The organism is Lentzea sp. CC55 (assembly GCF_021056325.1).
Lineage (GTDB): Bacteria > Actinomycetota > Actinomycetes > Mycobacteriales > Pseudonocardiaceae > Lentzea > Lentzea jiangxiensis.
In genome coordinates this window covers 165,684-182,666 of the sequence record NZ_JAJCXE010000022.1, presented here as the reverse complement: position 1 = coordinate 182,666, position 16,983 = coordinate 165,684, and the positions used below count along the sequence as shown (strand labels likewise).

At 66.1% G+C, this 16,983-nt stretch carries 11 protein-coding genes; 9 read left to right on the top strand and 2 right to left on the bottom strand.

The features are described from left to right. The first annotated feature begins 10 nt into the window (after positions 1 to 10). From L6E10_RS40825 to L6E10_RS16625, 9 genes are all read left to right on the top strand, one after another. A complete protein-coding gene (locus L6E10_RS40825) occupies positions 11 to 6,751 on the top strand; it encodes a polymorphic toxin-type HINT domain-containing protein (RefSeq protein ID WP_236220430.1) in 6,741 nt (2,246 codons plus the stop codon). Between the two features lie 4 nt (positions 6,752 to 6,755). Next, a complete protein-coding gene (locus L6E10_RS16660) occupies positions 6,756 to 7,226 on the top strand; it encodes a hypothetical protein (RefSeq protein WP_236220429.1) in 471 nt (156 codons plus the stop codon). A 401-nt stretch (positions 7,227 to 7,627) separates the two neighbouring features. Then, complete coding sequence (locus L6E10_RS16655) at positions 7,628 to 8,191, top strand: GNAT family N-acetyltransferase (protein WP_236220428.1); 564 nt, start codon at positions 7,628 to 7,630, stop codon at positions 8,189 to 8,191. Positions 8,192 to 8,276: 85 nt separating this feature from the next. Continuing rightward, entirely contained in the window at positions 8,277 to 9,218 is a 942-nt protein-coding gene (locus L6E10_RS16650) for a Ppx/GppA phosphatase family protein (RefSeq protein ID WP_236220427.1), read from the top strand. Positions 9,219 to 9,394: 176 nt separating this feature from the next. Then, complete coding sequence (locus L6E10_RS16645; RefSeq protein ID WP_236220426.1) at positions 9,395 to 11,017, top strand: ABC transporter substrate-binding protein; 1,623 nt, start codon at positions 9,395 to 9,397, stop codon at positions 11,015 to 11,017. A 123-nt stretch (positions 11,018 to 11,140) separates the two neighbouring features. Continuing rightward, the gene (locus L6E10_RS16640) at positions 11,141 to 12,070 is read left to right on the top strand and encodes an ABC transporter permease (protein ID WP_090099939.1); all 930 of its coding nucleotides are present in this window, start codon (positions 11,141 to 11,143) and stop codon (positions 12,068 to 12,070) included. Beyond that, a complete protein-coding gene (locus L6E10_RS16635) occupies positions 12,063 to 13,037 on the top strand; it encodes an ABC transporter permease (RefSeq protein WP_236220425.1) in 975 nt (324 codons plus the stop codon). The genes L6E10_RS16640 and L6E10_RS16635 overlap by 8 nt, the downstream gene beginning before the upstream one ends. 10 nt (positions 13,038 to 13,047) lie before the next feature. Then, positions 13,048 to 14,034 carry an ABC transporter ATP-binding protein gene (locus tag L6E10_RS16630; protein ID WP_236220424.1) on the top strand — a complete coding sequence of 329 codons (987 nt, stop codon included), beginning with the start codon at positions 13,048 to 13,050 and terminating at the stop codon, positions 14,032 to 14,034. Continuing rightward, positions 14,027 to 15,022, top strand: coding sequence for an ABC transporter ATP-binding protein (locus L6E10_RS16625; protein WP_236220423.1), 996 nt, complete (start codon positions 14,027 to 14,029; stop codon positions 15,020 to 15,022). Before L6E10_RS16630 ends, L6E10_RS16625 begins: the two co-directional genes overlap by 8 nt. 53 nt (positions 15,023 to 15,075) lie before the next feature. On the opposite strand, the gene L6E10_RS39835 is transcribed toward L6E10_RS16625, so the two are convergent. Both L6E10_RS39835 and L6E10_RS16615 read right to left on the bottom strand, forming a co-directional pair. Further along, positions 15,076 to 15,504: an N-acetyltransferase gene (locus L6E10_RS39835; protein ID WP_236220422.1), complete on the bottom strand. Its 429-nt coding sequence runs from the start codon at positions 15,502 to 15,504 to the stop codon at positions 15,076 to 15,078. Further along, entirely contained in the window at positions 15,501 to 16,958 is a 1,458-nt protein-coding gene (locus tag L6E10_RS16615; protein WP_236220421.1) for a S10 family peptidase, read from the bottom strand. Before L6E10_RS16615 ends, L6E10_RS39835 begins: the two co-directional genes overlap by 4 nt. Positions 16,959 to 16,983: the final 25 nt, after the last annotated feature.

Genomic DNA, 16,983 nt, shown 5'->3' with positions numbered 1-16,983 from the left:
GGAACTCGCTGTGAGAAGAAAGCTGACGGCGTTCGGCGTCGTCCTGTCGTTGCTGCTCGGATCAGGTCAGGATGCCTTGGCCGCCGGCCCCAACCAGTACAGCTGGAAGCTTCCCGAGCTGCAGAAGGACAAGTCGGTCGAGACGACGGCCGCTTCTGCCGCACCGCGGAAGTCAGAGGACCAGGCGGCGAAGGCCGCGGTGACCAAGCCCGAAGCGGTGTCGTGGCCGGGAGAGTCGCAGGCCGAGGTCGAGTTGGGTGCTGCCACCGCCAAGACCGGACCGGTCTCGCTGCAGCGCAGGGAGAACGCTGCCGCCCGGTCGGCGAAGCCCGCGAAGGTCGCGGTGGCCGTCAAAGGGCAGGACGCTGCGAAGAAGCTCGGGCTCAACGGTGTAGTGCTGACCGTCGCGGACGCCGGTGGAGCTTCGCACTCCCCGGTTCGGGTCGACGTCGACTACCGGTCGTTCGCAACGGCGTTCGGTGGTGACTATGCCTCTCGCCTGCAGATGGTGTCGTTGCCCGCGTGCGCGTTGACGACGCCGGAGAAGGCGGAGTGCCGGAAGGCCACGCCGGTGCCCGGAGGGCAGAACGACCGCAAGGCGGGCAAGGTGTCCGCGGATGTGACGCCGGATGCGTCGGCCGCGTCGACGTCGACGTCGAGGTCGGCCACCAGCCCGATGGTGCTGGCCGTGGCCGCGGCTCCCTCCGGCGGCAACGGTTCGTTCACCGCGACGTCACTGGCACCGGCGGGATCCTGGAACGCGGGCGGGTCGTCGGGCGACTTCACGTACGGCTACCAGGTTCGCGTGCCACCGGCCGTTGGCGGTAAGGCACCGTCGATCTCGCTGGGTTACTCCTCGCAGAGCGTGGACGGCAGGACGTCCGCCACGAACAACCAGGCTTCGACGGTCGGCGACGGCTGGGACGTCTCGCCCGGTGGGTTCATCGAGCGGCAGTACAAGCCGTGTGGTCTCGACCTGGGCGGCAACAACGGCCAGACGAAGACCGGCGACCAGTGCTGGGCCACCGACAACGCCACGATCAGCCTGGTCGGTGTGTCCGGCCAGCTCATCAAGGCCTCCGAGGACCAGAACAGCAGCGTCTGGCGTGCCAAGAACGACGACGGCGCGCGTGTCGAGCGTTTCAAGGGCGCGGTGAACGGCGACAACGACGGTGAGTACTGGAAGGTCACGACGACCGACGGCACCCAGCACTTCCTGGGCGTCAACAGGCTTCCGGGCTGGGCAGTCGGCAAGCCGGAGACGAAGTCGGCATGGACCCAGCCGGTGTTCGGCAACAACGACAACGAACCGTGCAAGCAGAGCACCTTCGACGCGTCCTGGTGCCAGCAGGCGTACCGGTGGAACATCGACTACTCGATCGATCCGCACGGCAACGTCACAACGTATTACTACGAGCAGGAGACCAACCACTACGGCCGCAACGCCGACGCCTCCAAGGGCACCCCGTACGTTCGCGGTGGTCAGGTTGCGCGGATCGAATACGGCCTGCGCGGTGACAACTTCTTCGGCTCGGCGGGCGCTCGTGTGTTGTTCGACGTGGCCGAGCGCTGCCTTCCCAGCGGTGCCGTCACCTGCGATCCCGGGCAGCTCAACGCGTCGACCGCGGCGTCGTGGCCGGACGTTCCGGCCGACCAGATCTGCAACGCGGGTGAGCAGTGCACCAACCGCCTGACGCCCACCTTCTTCACCCGCAAGAAGCTCACCAAGATCACCACGCAGGTGGGCAACGGCAGCGGTGGGTTCTCCGATGTCGACTCGTGGGCGCTCACCCAGGACTTCCCTGCCACCGGTGACGGCACGTCACCGGCGATGAACCTGAAGTCCATCGTCCACAGCGGACACGTCGGTGGCACGATCGCGTTGCCGGCGACGACGTTCGAGCGCAAAGCCATGGCGAACAGGGTCGACAGCGGCCGTGACAACCTCTCGCCGCTGACGCGGTACCGGATCACCGGAATCAACGGAGAAGCGGGCGCGCACACCGAGATCAGGTACAGCGACCCGGACTGCGTGCCCGGCACACGGATGCCCGCGTCACCGCAGTCGAACAGCCTGCGGTGTTATCCGACCTGGTGGACGCCGGACGGCGCCCTCACCCCGATCCTCGACTACTTCCACAAGTACGTCGTCACCGACGTGACTGACGATGACCGCACCGGCGCGTCTTCTCTGGTCAAGTCGCACTACGACTACATCGGCGACCCCGCGTGGCACTACGACGAGAACGAGTTCGCCGAAGCCGACCGCCGGACGTGGTCGCAGTGGCGTGGCTATGGGACCGTTCGCACGGTCAAGGGCGACGCGTCCGGCAAGCAGAGCGTCGGAGAAACCCTGTACCTGCGCGGCATGGACGGCGCCACGGTGTCGAACAGCGAGGGTGAGCCGATCCAGGACGAGCAGCGCCTGCAGGGGTTCGTCCGGGAGAGCCGGCAGTACAACAACGGCGTGCTCGTGTCGGCCTCGGTCAACGATCCGTGGGTGAGCGGGGCGACCGCAACCGGTGCGGACGGCAAGCAGGCGAAGCTGAGCAACATCGCCGCCGTGCGGGGCCGGACGCTGCTGGAAAGCGGTGAATGGCGCCGTACGAAGGTCGCGAAGACCTACGACTCGATCGGCATCGTCACGCAGGCCGAGGACCACGGTGATCTCAAGATCACGGGTGACGAGTCGTGCGCACGGACCACGTTCGCGCGCAACGAGGCAGCGTGGATGCTGACCTACGCCTCGCAGGTGGAGACCGTCAAGGGGCTGTGCGACGTGGTGGCGTCCGCCTCGACGATCTTGACCTCCGCGCGGTCGTCGTACGACGGCCAGGCGTGGAACGTGGCGCCTACCAAGGGCGACATCACCAAGGCCGAGGCGCTGGACAAGTGGGACGGCACCGGCCAGAGGTGGGTCACCGCGTCGACGTCGACGTTCGACGCGTACGGACGTCCGAAGGAGGTCGTGGATGCGACCAACCAGAAGACGACCACCTCGTACACGCCGGAGAACGGTCCGCTCAAGCAGGTCACCAGCACCAACTCGCTCGGCCACGTCTCGACCGGGTACTTCGATCCCGCTTGGGGCTCTTCGACCGCGTCGGTGGACGCGAACGGGCGGCGCGCCGACCTCGAGTACGACGCGCTCGGCAGGATGGTCAAGGCCTGGACCCCCGGCCACCCCAAAGCGACCGCACAGCCGGACGCGGTCTTCGAATACACCTACAACACGACCGCGCCCAGCGTGGTGGCCGCTAAGCAGTTGCAGGACAACGGCACCTACCTGACGTCCTACACGCTCTACGACGGTCTGTTCCGCGAACGTCAAACCCAGTCGCCTTCGCCGTCAGGCGGAAGGCAGGTCTCGGACACGTTCTACGACTCGCGCGGCCTGCCGTACAAGACCAACGGCGCCTACTGGAACGACCAGTCGCCTTCCGGCGTGTTGGCCGGAGTGCTCGACAACCAGGTCCCGAACCAGACGATCACCGAGTACGACGGGATGGAGAGGCCGACGGCGTCGGTCTACCGCAAGTTCGGAACGGAGCAGTGGCGCACCACCACCGCTTACGGCGGTGACCGGGTGCACACCACCCCGCCCCAGGGCTCGGCGGCCACGACGATCGTCAGCGACGCGCAGGGTCGAACGACCGAGAAGCGCCAGTACACGGCTGGCCTGGGCACCGCGTTCGACACCACGAAGTACACGTACACGCCCGCGGGTCAGCTGGCGTCGGTGACCGACCCCGCGGGCAACGCGTGGCGCTACGGCTACGACCTGCGCGGCCGCAAGATCACCGCGGACGACCCTGACGCGGGACACTCGTCGACCGAGTACGACGACGCCGGCAGGGTGCTGTCGACCACGGACGGCCGCAACCGCAAGATCTCGTTCACCTACGACGCACTCAGCCGCAAGACGGCTACGTTCGACGGGACGACCAAGCTCGCCGAGTGGCAGTACGACACCTCGGTCGACGCGGGTGGCCAGCTGAACGGCAAGGGGATGCTGACCCTGTCCCGCAGGTGGTCGAACGGCCAGGCGTACACGCGCAAGATCAACGGCTACGACGCGGCGGGCCGGCCCACAGGCGAGAAGGTCATCATTCCGGCGGCCGCGGAAGGTGCGCTCGGCAACACCTACGAAATCCGGCCTGTGTACACCTACACGGGCAAGGTCCATTCGCTGTCGTACATGGACGTGAACTCCGGCGGCACGAAGATCGTGCCTGGTGAGACTGTTGTGTCGACTTACAACAGCCTTGGTTTGCCTGATACGACCACCAGCGCGGCCGGGCACTACGTAACCGGCACGAACTACTCGGCACTCGGTGAGGTGCTGCGGGAGACCTACGACAGCGCCGAGAGCCCGAACAACGTCTGGTTGACCAACTTCTACGAGGAAGGCACCCGCAGGCTCGAACGCACGATCGCCGACCGCGAGACGCCCACGGCCTATCGGATCGCCGATCGGAATTACAGCTACGACGCGTCGGGCAACATCAACCGCATCGCCGACACGCCTGAAGGCGGCGCGTCCGACATCCAGTGCTTCGCCTACGACTACCTGCGTCGCATGACCGAGGCCTGGACCCCGGGCTCCGGCGACTGCTCCGCGGCCAGGTCGACCTCCACCCTGGGAGGCGCGGCGTCGTACTGGCTGTCCTGGACGTTCGACAAGACCGGCAACCGCCTGACCCAGACGGCGCACGCCACCGCGGGCAACACGACGAACACCTTCACGTACCCCGCAGCCGGCGCGGCCCAGCCGCACACCGTGCAGAAGGTCGACACGGCCGGCCCGAACGGGACGTCGCAGGACACGTTCGCCTACGACGCGTCGGGCAACACGACGTCACGCAAGATCTCCGGCGACACCCAGACGCTGGAGTACGACGTCGAGGGCCGCGTTTCCAAGGTCAAGAACGCCGACGGCAAGGAATCGACGTACCTCTACGACGCCGACGGTGGCCGCCTGATCGCCCGTGAGCCGTCCGCGAAGACGCTCTACGTCTTCGGTCAGGAGATCCGCCTGGAGACGGGTACCACGACGCCGTCGTGGACCCGTTTCTACAGCCACAACGGGCACACCGTGGCGCAGCGGAACTCGATCTCGGGCCTGAAGTGGCTGCTGTCCGACCACCAGGGCACGGAGATCGGCGCGGTGACGTCCGGCAACCTGGCGGTCGCCTCCCGCCGCCAGACCCCGTTCGGCGAAACACGCGGTAGCGCCACGCCGTGGAACCGTCAGGGTTTTGTAGGCGGCACACGGGAGGAGTCGGGCCTGACACGCGTGGGTGCGCGTTTGTACGACTCCTCGACCGGCCGGTTCCTCTCGGCGGACCCGATCATCGACAACAACGATCCGCAGCAGCTCAACGGCTACGCGTACAGCAACAACAGCCCGGTGACGTTCAGCGACCCGACGGGTTTGCTGGCCGGCGGCCAGTGCGGCCCCGACGGCATCCTGTGCGGTGGCGGTCGGGAGAACTTCCAGAGCGAAGCCGAGTACAAGCAGGTTCAGAACGAGTTCAAGCAGGAGCGCCGGACCCAGCAGCAGCAGTCCTCCGCTGTCCGCCAGGCCACCGAGTCGGCGATGCGGGACGCCGGGATCAGCCAGGCCGAGTACGAGCAGGCCCTGAAGAACGCCCACAAGACGAAGTGGGACGTGATCAAGGAAGCCGCTTGGGAGATGTTGAAGGACATCTCCGGCTGGAACGACATCGTCGACTGCTTCACCAAGGGTGACATCTGGGCCTGCGGTGGGCTGGTGATGAACCTGGTGCCGTGGGGCAAGGTCGGGAAGATCTTGGAGGCCGGGTACAAGGCGGTCAAAGCCGTCTCGTCGATGGCCAAGGTGATCTCAAAGGCTCAAGGGCTCCTGCGGCGGGTCGAGGGGATTGCTGCTCAGGCACAGGAAGCGGCGCTGGACAAGCTGCGCAAGTTGGGAGGAGAGCCCGACTGCAACAGCTTCATGCCCGGCACCAAAGTGCTCCTCGCTGACGGATCGTCCAAGCCGATCGAAGAGGTCAACACCGGCGACGAGGTTCTCGCGACGGACGAGAAGACAGGAAAGTCCTCGGCCCGAGCCGTGGTCGGCACGATCGTCGGCGTCGGCATGAAGAACCTCGTCGAGATCACCGTCAATGGTGGTGACAAGGTCACTGCGACCGATGAGCACCCGTTCTGGCTGCCTGAGCAGAAAAGATGGGTGTACGCCAAGGAACTGCAGATCGGTTCCTTGTTGCAGAACTCTGCAGGATCATGGGTGCAAGTCGACGCCATTCGCGCTTGGACTGCCCCGGAGCGCGTCTACAACCTCACTGTGGACGTCTACCACACCTACTATGTCCTCGCAGGCGAGATTAGCCTTCTCAATCACAATTGTGGAAAAAGCAGGCTTAAAGATGGTGAGCAGTACATCTATCGTGCGGTGAAGGATGGGGAACTGAGCGATATCCGGGAGACGCGACGCTTCCGAAACACGCCCGGAACTGAGTCGAAGTACTTTTCCGCGACTGCTGAGGGTGCTGCCGTCTACGCTAAGACTGCGTACTCCTACTTTCCTGAGGAAGGGCCGTACACCATCGTTCGCGGCGTGATCAGGACGGAGAACATTCCTGCGGAGAGTCGGATCGAGCATCTCGCCGATGGTGGAGGTGGGATTGATGCTTTTGCTCTCTGGGAGGATGCGATGAGTACCATTGGACGAGTCAGAATCCTTCCTTCAATGCCGGTCCCGAGGTGAGTTCGTGAAGATCTATGTGACGTCGCGCCAGTCGTCGACGCTGGATCTGTGGGCGAGACTGCTGCGCTCCGACTCCGCGGAAATCGAGTTTGTAGACGAAAGCCGTCGGACAGTTCAGGCTGATGTGATCGTCATGTCCGGCGTGTGGGCGTTCGATCGCTATGGTGGACGGCCCGACAGAGAGAAGGCGCAGATCCTGCCGAATTTGCGAGGAGACGGTCTGCCGAGTTGGATCGTGGTGCCGCCATTTCGGCCAGTTGTGGAAAGCAATGGAGAAATCATCGTCAGAGAGGACTTCGAGCAAGTAAGTCCGGCTTATCATGCCGTACTCCAATCGCTCCGCGCAATTAGGGATAAGTTTGGTTGCTCTGCTGAACTGGTGTTAAGCTTGCCTCTTCTGGGAATGGATGATCCGCAAGATGAATCCACCCCCGCCTCGGTGATGCAGGCCGTCCAGGCGTTCATGCGGGAGTGATTGATGAATGGCTCGCCGGAATCTTGCATCGGCGAGCCACTTCCGTGTGCTCTATGTGGCGCCGATGGCAGCTATCAGAAGCATGACCTCGAATTGGTGAACTTCGCGACAAGTCGAATCGAGAACAGGGTAGGGCTGAGGCAGTGGTTGTGATCGAACCTGGAAGTCAAGTAATTCGATCATGACGTATTGGAATGTGTGAAAATTGCTAAAGCTCGTGGAGAACAACTTGCGCGGAGCTGAAGTCGCACGCTATCGCCGTGCGTATGAAGTGCTGTTCGTGGGATGGAGTCGACCTGCAGTCGTGCAGGGCGGCGAGTTGGTGGAGCGGTGAAGCACAGGTAGTCCGCTACTTGTATATGGGGAGGCGCGCGACCGCGGTTCTTGGCAAGGTGCGGGGCGTGCTCAGGCCTGATTACCCGATCAAGACCGACCGCCTCCTGCTCCGCCCCTTCCAGCCCACCGACCTCGACGACTTCCACTCCTACCGCTCCCACCCCGACGTCTACCGCTACCTCTACGGCGACCACGTCACCAAAGAGGAGTGCGCCGACCTCCTGGCCGAGTTCGCGGCGGACCGCGAGCTGACCAAGGCGGGCGACCGGCTGGCGCTGGCCGTCCACCTCCCCGAAGCGGACCGGGTGATCGGCAGCGTGGTGCTCAAGTGGCTGAGCGAGACCGACCGCCAGGGCGAGATCGGCTACAGCCTCCACCCCGGTTTCCAGGGGCGCGGCTACGCCACGGAGGCCGCGCGCAAGATGCTGGAGCTCGGCTTCGAGCACCTCGGCCTGCACCGGATCGTCGCCGAGTGCGACCCGCGCAACGAGCCGTCGTGGCGCCTGATGGAACGCCTCGGCATGCGCAGGGAGGCGCACTTCCGGGAGCTGGAGATCTTCAAGGGCGAGTGGGGCGACCTCTTCGTCTACGCGGTGCTGGAGGAGGAGTACGCGCGTGCTCGCGCCTGAGTGAGGTCTTCGAGGGCGAGTGGGCCGACAGCCCCGTGTGCGCGATGCTTGCCGAAGACCACCGAAGAACCACTGAGGAGTGCCCATGTCGCGGGTTGCGGCCATCGACTGCGGAACCAACTCGATCCGGCTGCTGATCGCCGACGTGACGAAGCGGGAGGACGGCACCGCCTGGCTGCGGGACGTGCACCGCGAGATGAAGATCGTCCGGCTCGGTCAGGGCGTGGACGCGACCGGGCGGTTGCACCCGGAGGCGATCGAACGCACGCGGCAGGCGTTGCTCGACTACGCGCGCACGATGCAACGCAAGGGCGTGGAGGTCGCGCGGATGGTCGCGACCAGTGCCACGCGGGACGCGAGCAACCGCGACGAGTTCTTCGGGATGACCGAGCAGATCCTCGGCGCGCCCGCGGAGGTGATCACCGGGGACGAGGAGGCGAGGCTGTCCTACCTCGGCGCGGTGGCCGATCTCGACCCGGACGAGGGACCCTTCCTCGTCACCGACCTGGGTGGTGGTTCGACCGAGTTCGTCCTCGGCAGCGGCTCGGAGGTCGAGGCGGCGAGGTCGACGGACATCGGGTGCGTCCGTCTGACGGAGCGGTTCCTGCACTCCGATCCGCCGGAAAAAGATGAGGTCGAACAAGCGGAAGCGTTTGCGCGAGCCGCGATCCGCGAGGCATTCGAGATCGTCCCCGTGCAGAAGGCGAAGACGTGGATCGGGGTCGCCGGGACGGTGACGACATTGTCAGCCCTGGTCCAGGGGCTGGAGGTGTACAACAGCGACGATATTCACCTCAGCCGCATCACACTTGACAATGTTCACGAAATCACCGACCGTATCCTCTCCATGACGCATGATGATCGTGCCTCGTTGGGACCCATGCACCCCGGCCGAGTGGACGTGATCTGCGGTGGAGCGGTGGTGTTGCGCGCGATTGCCGAGGAGCTGGAGAATCGCGCGGGTATTCGCACGCTCGTGTGCAGTGAGCACGACATCCTCGACGGCATCGCGTTTTCGCTGGTCTGAGCCCGAATTAGGGTTTGCTTGAGGTGATCGTGACAATTTTGTGACCGATTTCGATGCGCGTACTGCTGGACACCCCGGTTAACGTCCTCTCACGTTTTGGGAGGTGGACGAGACCTCCCGGGGAGGCGCGCGCACGCAATATCTGCGGCGGCGCCGGGGAAAGGCGGGAGAGACTGATGTCGCGATCACGGGTTGCGTGGGTGGCTTTGCCAGCCGCGCTCGCCATGACGCTCAGCGCATGCGGCGGCGGTGGTGGTAGCTCCTCCACCGGAGAGGGCAAGGCCAACCCGGACGGCACGGTGTCGATCTACGGCACCGAGCCCAAGAGCACGCTGTTCCCGGCCAACACGACCGAGGCCGGCGGTGGCAAGGTCACCGACGCGCTGTTCTCGCGTCTGGTGGGGTACAAGTCCGAAGACGGCGCGCCCTACAACCTGATGGCCGAGTCGATCACCTCGAGTGACGCCAAGGTCTACAACATCAAGGTCAAGCAGGGCTGGAAGTTCCACGACGGCACCGACGTCAAGGCCGAGAACTTCGTCGACGCCTGGAACTGGGCCGCGTACTCGCCGAACGCCCAGCAGGCGGCGTCGTTCTTCTCCGTGATCCAGGGCTTCGACGAGGTCCACCCGGCCGACGAGAACGCCAAGCCGGCCAAGGACAAGATGTCCGGCCTCGAGGTCGTGGGCGACTACGAGTTCAAGGTCACCCTCAACGGCCCGACCTCGGTCTTCACGACGATGATCGGCTACACGCCGTTCGCGCCGCTGCCCAAGGCGTTCTTCGCCGACACGAAGGCGTTCGAGGCCAAGCCGATCGGCAACGGCCCGGTCAAGTTCGTCTCCCGCACGCCGAACGCGCTGATCAAGATGGAGCGCTTCGACGACTACAAGGGCCAGGACAAGGTCAACTTCAAGACCTTGGACTACAAGATCTACTCCTCCCAGGAGACCGCGTACCAGGACCTGGTCGCGGGCAAGCTGGACTTCATGGAGGCCCTGCCCCCGTCGGCCAAGGTCGGCGAGAAGTACAAGGCCGACCTCGGTGACGCCGTCGTGACCGCGAACCTGCTCGGCCAGAGCGCCATCGCGTTCCCGCAGTACATCGACGCGTTCAAGAACGTGAAGCTGCGCCAGGCCGTCTCGATGGCCATCAACCGGGAGCAGATCACGAAGACCGTGCTGGCCGGCTCGTACGTGCCGTCCACCAGCTTCGTCTCGCCCGGCATCAAGGGCTACCGCCCCGACACCTGCGGCGAGTACTGCAAGTACAACCCCGAGAAGGCGAAGCAGCTCTTCCAGGAGTCCGGCTTCACCGGCAAGCTGACCATCCAGTCCAACCAGGACGGTGGCCGCAAGGAGCCGCTCGAGGCCGCGTGCAACAGCATCAAGCAGGCCCTGGGCGTCGAGTGCGAGTTCGTCGGTGCCACCAACTTCGGTGCGTTCCGCCAGATCGTCGACGGCAAGCAGCTGACCGGCATGAGCCGTTCGGACTGGTCGGCCGACTACCCGTCGATCGAGAACTTCCTCAACCCGCTGTACCGCACCGGTGGCTCCTCGAACGACTCGAACTACTCGAACCCCGAGGTCGACGCCCTTCTGAAGAAGGCCGACGAGACGGCGAACGAGGACGAGGCGATCAAGCTCTACCAGCAGGCGGAGGACCTCATCGCGAAGGACCTGCCCTCCATGCCGACCTGGAACGAGAAGGGCATCGGCGGCCGTTCGAAGAACCTGCTCGAGGCCAAGATGTCGTTCAAGCGTCAGCCTGTGCTGGAGTCTTTCCGCGTCAAGGCCTGATCGCCTGACACCTGAGTTCTGGACAACACCGTCCGGCCCCGCGTCCCTCGAGCGTTACGGGCGCGGGGCCGGACCGGTGTCCGGGAACCTCGGGTGCCCCCCACCACGCAAGGAGCCGACCTCATGGGTCGCTATGTGCTGCGCCGTCTGCTGCAGCTGATACCGGTCTTCCTGGGGACCACCTTCCTGATCTACGCCCTGGTCTGGGCGATCCCGCAGGACCCCTTCGCGGGCAAGTGCGGCCAGCGGCCGTGCGATCCGGCCTACATCGCCGAGATGAGCGAGAAGCTCAACCTCAACGACCCGTTGCTGCTCCAGTACTTCAAGTACCTCGGCAACCTGGTCGTCGGTGACTTCGGCACCACCTTCAACGGCGTCTCCGTCGGCGAGCAGATCAGCACCTCGTGGCCGATCACGCTCAAGATGGGCATCATCGCGCTGATCATCGAAGCCGTCATCGGCATCATCGCCGGTGTCCTCACCGGTCTGCGCAAGTCGGGCTTCCTGGACAACCTGGTCCTGGTCTCGACCCTGTTCCTGATCTCGCTGCCGGTCTTCGTCACCGGTTTCGTGCTGCGGCTCTACCTCGGCCCGCAGGGCTTCGACCTCATGGACACCTCGGTCAGCTCCGATCCGACGTTCGGGGAGCTGATCCTGCCCGGCTTCGTGCTCGGCAGCCTGTCGATGGCCTACGTGGCCCGCCTGACCCGCTCCAGCATCGTCGAGAACCGGCGTGCCGACTACGTGCGCACGGCCATCGCGAAGGGGCAGCCGCAGAGCCGCGTCGTCGGCATCCACCTGCTGCGCAACTCGCTGATCCCGGTGATCACGTTCCTCGGCACCGACCTCGGCAGCCTCCTCGGCGGCGCGATCGTCACCGAGGGCGTCTTCAACATCAACGGCATCGGCGGCCTGATCTTCCGCGGCATCCAGGAGAAGGAAGGCGTCATGGTCACGGGCATCGTGACCCTGCTGGTGCTGGTGTACCTGCTGATGAGCCTGCTCGTCGACCTCCTGTACGCCGTTCTCGACCCGAGGATTCGCTATGAGTGACCCAGGATCCGTGTCCGGTGGAGCCGGACTCGAGGCGTCCGCGGCGGCCGGAGTCGATCAGGCCAGCCACCTCGACGACTCGTCGCAGAAGCAGCGCAAGCCCCGGTCGCTCTGGAGCGACGCGTGGGGTGAGCTGCGGCGCAAGCCCACGTTCATCATCTCGCTGGTGATCATCGCGGTCATCGTCCTGATGGCGATCTGGCCGACGCTGTTCACGTCGGTCGACCCGCGTGCCGCGAACCTCGACAAGTCGCTGCAGTCGCCGTCCGGCGACGCGTGGTTCGGCTACGACCTGCAGGGCTACGACGTCTACGCCCGCGCGATGCACGGCGCCCGCGCGTCGCTGCTCGTCGGCCTGTTCGCGACGCTGCTGACCGTGCTGATCGGCTCGATCATCGGCATCATCGCGGGCTACGCGAAGACGTGGCTCGACTCGCTGCTCTCGCGGTTCGGCGACATCTTCGCCGGCATCCCGTTCGTGCTCGGTGCGATCGTCATCCTGACGACGCTCAACGCGCCGTCGGAGAACCCCGGCCAGGTCCGGATCATCACGCAGGTGGTGCTCTCGATCGCCGTGCTGTCGTGGCCCGTCGCGATGCGCATCATGCGTTCCGCGACGCTCGTGGCGAAGCAGCAGGACTACGTGCGTGCCGCGCGTGGCCTCGGTGCCTCGCCGCTGCGGATCGTGTTCCGGCACCTGCTGCCGAACACCGTGGCGCCCGTGCTGGTGTACGCGACGATCGCCCTGGGTGCCTTCATCGGCGCCGAGGCGACCCTCGCGTTCCTCGGCATCGGCCTGCGTCCGCCGGTCGTGTCGTGGGGCGTGATGATCTCGGAGTCGCGCGACTACTTCCAGTCGGCTCCGCACATGCTGCTGTTCCCCGCGGGCTTCGTCACGATCACCGTGCTGGCCTTCGTCATGCTGGGTGACGCCGTGCGCGACGCCCTCGACCCCAAGTCCCGATAGGGGAGATCCCGTGACTCAGCCATTGCTGGAGGTCGAGGATCTCCACGTGGAATTCCGCACACGCGACGGTGTCGCGAAGGTGCTCAACGGCGTTTCGTACCACGTCTCGGCGGGCGAAACCCTTGCTGTGCTGGGTGAATCCGGCTCCGGCAAGTCCGTGACCGCTCAGACGATCATGGGCATCCTGGACATGCCGCCGGCGTTCATCACCAACGGCACCATCAAGTTCCGCGGTGAGGACCTGCTGACCAAGTCGGCGGACGAGCGTCGCGCGGTTCGCGGCGAGGGCATCGCCATGATCTTCCAGGACGCCCTGTCCGCCCTGAACCCCGTGTTCACGGTCGGGTTCCAGATCGAGGAGCAGCTCAAGGTCCGCCGCGGCATGTCCAAGGCGGACGCCCGCAAGCGGGCGGTCGAGCTGCTCGACCAGGTCAAGATCCCGAACGCGAAGGGCCGGGTCTCGGACTACCCGCACCAGTTCTCCGGTGGCATGCGGCAGCGCGCGATGATCGCGATGTCGCTGGCGCTCGACCCGGAGCTGCTGATCGCGGACGAGCCCACGACCGCTCTGGACGTCACCGTGCAGGCCCAGATCATGGACCTGCTGGCGGAGATCCAGAAGGAACGCGACATGGGCATGATCCTGATCACCCACGACCTCGGCGTCGTCGCCGACGTCGCGGACCGGATCTCGGTCATGTACGCGGGCCGCATCGTCGAGCACGCCGACGTCTACGAGCTGTTCCGCGCGCCGGGGCACCCGTACACCGAGTCGCTGCTCGAGTCGTTGCCGCGCCTGGACCTCAAGGGCCAGGAGCTCAAGACGATCAAGGGCCTGCCGCCGTCGCTGACCAACATCCCGTCGGGCTGCCCGTTCCACCCGCGCTGCCCGCGGGCGTTCGACCGTTGCCCCACCGAGGTCCCGGCCGTGCACAACCTCGGCATGGGCCGCACCAGCCGGTGCCACATCGCGGAAGAGGTGGTCGCTCGTGGCTGAGCCCATCCTCGAGGTCGAGAACCTCGTCAAGCACTTCCCGGTCCGCGTCGGCGTGCTGTTCAAGCGCACCGTGGGCCACGTCAAGGCCGTCGACGGCGTCTCGTTCTCGCTCGACAAGGGCGAGACGCTCGGCATCGTCGGCGAGTCCGGCTGCGGCAAGTCCACCCTGGCCCAGGTGCTGATGCGCCTGGAGCCGCCGACGTCCGGCGTCGCGCGCTTCGAGGGGCGCGACATGTTCGGCATGAAGGGCGCGGAGCTGCGCAAGCTGCGCCGCGACATCCAGATCGTGCTGCAGGACCCGTACACGTCGCTGAACCCGCGCATGACGGTCGGCGACATCGTCGGTGAGCCGTACGAGATCCACACCGAGGTCGCGCCCAAGGGCTCGCGGCAGCGGAAGGTCCAGGAGCTCCTGGAGATCGTGGGCCTCAACCCGGAGCACGTCAACCGGTACCCGCACCAGTTCTCCGGCGGTCAGCGCCAGCGCATCGGCATCGCCCGCGCGCTCGCGCTGAAGCCCAAGGTGATCGTGTGCGACGAGCCGGTGTCCGCGCTGGACGTGTCGATCCAGGCGCAGGTCATGAACCTGCTGGGCGAGCTCCAGAACGAGATGGGCCTGTCCTACCTGTTCATCGCCCACGACCTGTCGGTGGTGCGCCACCTGTCCAACCGGGTTGCGGTGATGTACCTCGGCAAGATCGTGGAGATCGGCACCGAGGACGACATCTACGAGCGGCCGATGCACCCGTACACGCAGGCGCTGCTGTCCGCGGTGCCGGTGCCGGACCCGACCCAGCGCGGACGTCGTGACGTCATCCGCCTGACGGGTGACGTGCCGTCGCCGATCGACCCGCCGTCGGGCTGCCGGTTCCGCACGCGGTGCTGGAAGGCGCAGGACATCTGCGCGACCGAGGTCCCGGAGCTGGTGCCGCGCAACGGGGGCCACCCCGCGGCGTGCCACTTCGCCGAGGAGCGCGCGGTCGTCTGATCGCGGCTATTTGGTTGAGGGGTCGTGCCCGCGGGCGCGGCCCCTCACCCCGTTCAGGGCCGGGCGAGGTCCGTGAGCGACACGCCCGGACCGACCTCGCGGGTGCCGGTCTCCACGAACCCGCGCTTGCGGTACAGCCGCAGCGCCGGCTCGTTCGCCGTGCCGGTGCTGACGACCTGCGGCCCCTCCGGCAGCGCGTCGAGCAGGCGGGAGGCGATCCCGCGCCGGAACGCCCGCGGGTGCACGACCAGCCGGTGGATGTCCACAGTGGACCCGTCGAGCCGGTAGGACACCGCGCCGACCAGCCCTTCCTCGTCGTGCAGGCCGAGGAAGGTCTCACCACACGCCCGGAGCTCCTGGAGCGACTCGTGCAGCGGCGGGATGCCGTCGAAGCCGATGATCTCGGCCTCGACGGCGTACGCCAGCCGTTGCACCGTCCACAGCTCGTGCAGGACGGCGTCGTCGGACAGGTCGAGGATCACGTGTTGGACGAGTTCCGCACGAACGCCGCGAGGTCCTCGGACTGCTGGATCCTGCTGGGCTCGTGCACGTACATCATGTGGCCGGCCGGGTAGTAGGCCGACTCGATGTTCGCCGTGAGCTCCTTGGGGATCTGCAGGTGCGCGAGGAGGTGCTCGGCCGCGAAGTACGGCGTGGCGCCGTCGTACCAGCCGAACGCGACGTGGACCTTGAGGTGCGGGTTCGCCCGCATCGCCGCCGACAGCTTGCCCGCCGTCGTGACGTGGCGGCCCTCGAACTCCTTGTAGGACCACTGCTCGATGACCCGCGAGAGAACCTCGTACGGCAGGTCGCTGGAGTACCCGAGCTCGCTGTGCACGTAGTGGTTGAGCACGGCCGCGTACGGGCCGAGGATCGCGTCGATCGACGGGTCCGCGGAGATGCCCTCACGGCCGTAGTCGGTGTCCCAGCCGGTGAAGCGGGCGTCGATGCGGCCGACGGTCTTGCGGTCGCGGCGCAGCAGTTCGGTGAAGAACCGGATGTGCTCGATGCGCAGGTCGACCGCGTCCACGTACTCCTCGGACAGGCCGGTCAGCCGCGCGAGCTTCTCGATCGTCGCGGCGCGCTCGACGTCGGAGAGCCGGTTGCCGCGCGCGAGGGCGTAGGGGTAGTCGCGGCCCGCGAACTCCTCGGCCTCGGCGAGCACCTCCTCGAGCGGCCGGTCGCCGTGCAGGCCGTGGTAGTGCGCGATGGCCGCGTACGTCGGCAGGAAGAGCGTGTAGCCGAGGTCGTGACCCTCGTTGAACTCGATCGACGCGAAGTCGAGCACCGAGGAGATCAGCATGAGCCCGTTGAGGTACATGCCGTTCTTCTTCTGCAGGTGCTCGGCGAGCCCGGCCGCGCGCAGCGTGCCGTACGACTCTCCGCAGAGGAACTTCGGCGACATCCAACGCCCGTTGCGCGACGTCCAGAGCCGGATGATCTCGGCGATGGAGTCGATGTCCGGCTGGTAGCCGTGGAAGTTGCCGGGCTTCTCACCCTGCGCGGCCCGGGAGAAGCCGGTCGACACGGGGTCGATGAACACGAGGTCGCTCTCCGCGAGCAGCGTCTCCTCGTTGTCCGCGATCCCGTACGGCGGCGGCGTGAGGTCGCCGACGTCACCGCTGAGCACCCGGCGGGGCCCGAGGAGCCCCATGTGCAGCCACACGCTGGCGGACCCCGGCCCACCGTTGAACGCGAACGTCACCGGCCTCTTGAGCGGGTCGGCGCCGTCGAGCGTGTAGGCGGTCAGGAACACCTCGGCCTTGGGCTTGTGGCCCTCGAACACGCCGTCCTTGAGCACCTCTTCCTTGAGGACGACACGCCCGGTGGTGGCCGTGTAGTTCAGCTCGCGGCCCTTGACGGTGATGCTGTGCTGGGTGGTGACCAGATCATCAGCAGGAGACTCGGGCTTCTCTTCGGTCTTCTCCTCGGACATGGGAGCAACACTACGGAACTCGACG

Coding starts and splice junctions, on each gene's coding strand:
- L6E10_RS16635 (WP_236220425.1), top strand. CDS start 12,063: ATGAGTGACCCAGGATCCGTGTCCGGTGGAGCCGGACTCGAGGCGTCC.
- L6E10_RS16640 (WP_090099939.1), top strand. CDS start 11,141: ATGGGTCGCTATGTGCTGCGCCGTCTGCTGCAGCTGATACCGGTCTTC.
- L6E10_RS16645 (WP_236220426.1), top strand. CDS start 9,395: ATGTCGCGATCACGGGTTGCGTGGGTGGCTTTGCCAGCCGCGCTCGCC.
- L6E10_RS16650 (WP_236220427.1), top strand. CDS start 8,277: ATGTCGCGGGTTGCGGCCATCGACTGCGGAACCAACTCGATCCGGCTG.
- L6E10_RS16615 (WP_236220421.1), bottom strand. CDS start 16,958: ATGTCCGAGGAGAAGACCGAAGAGAAGCCCGAGTCTCCTGCTGATGAT.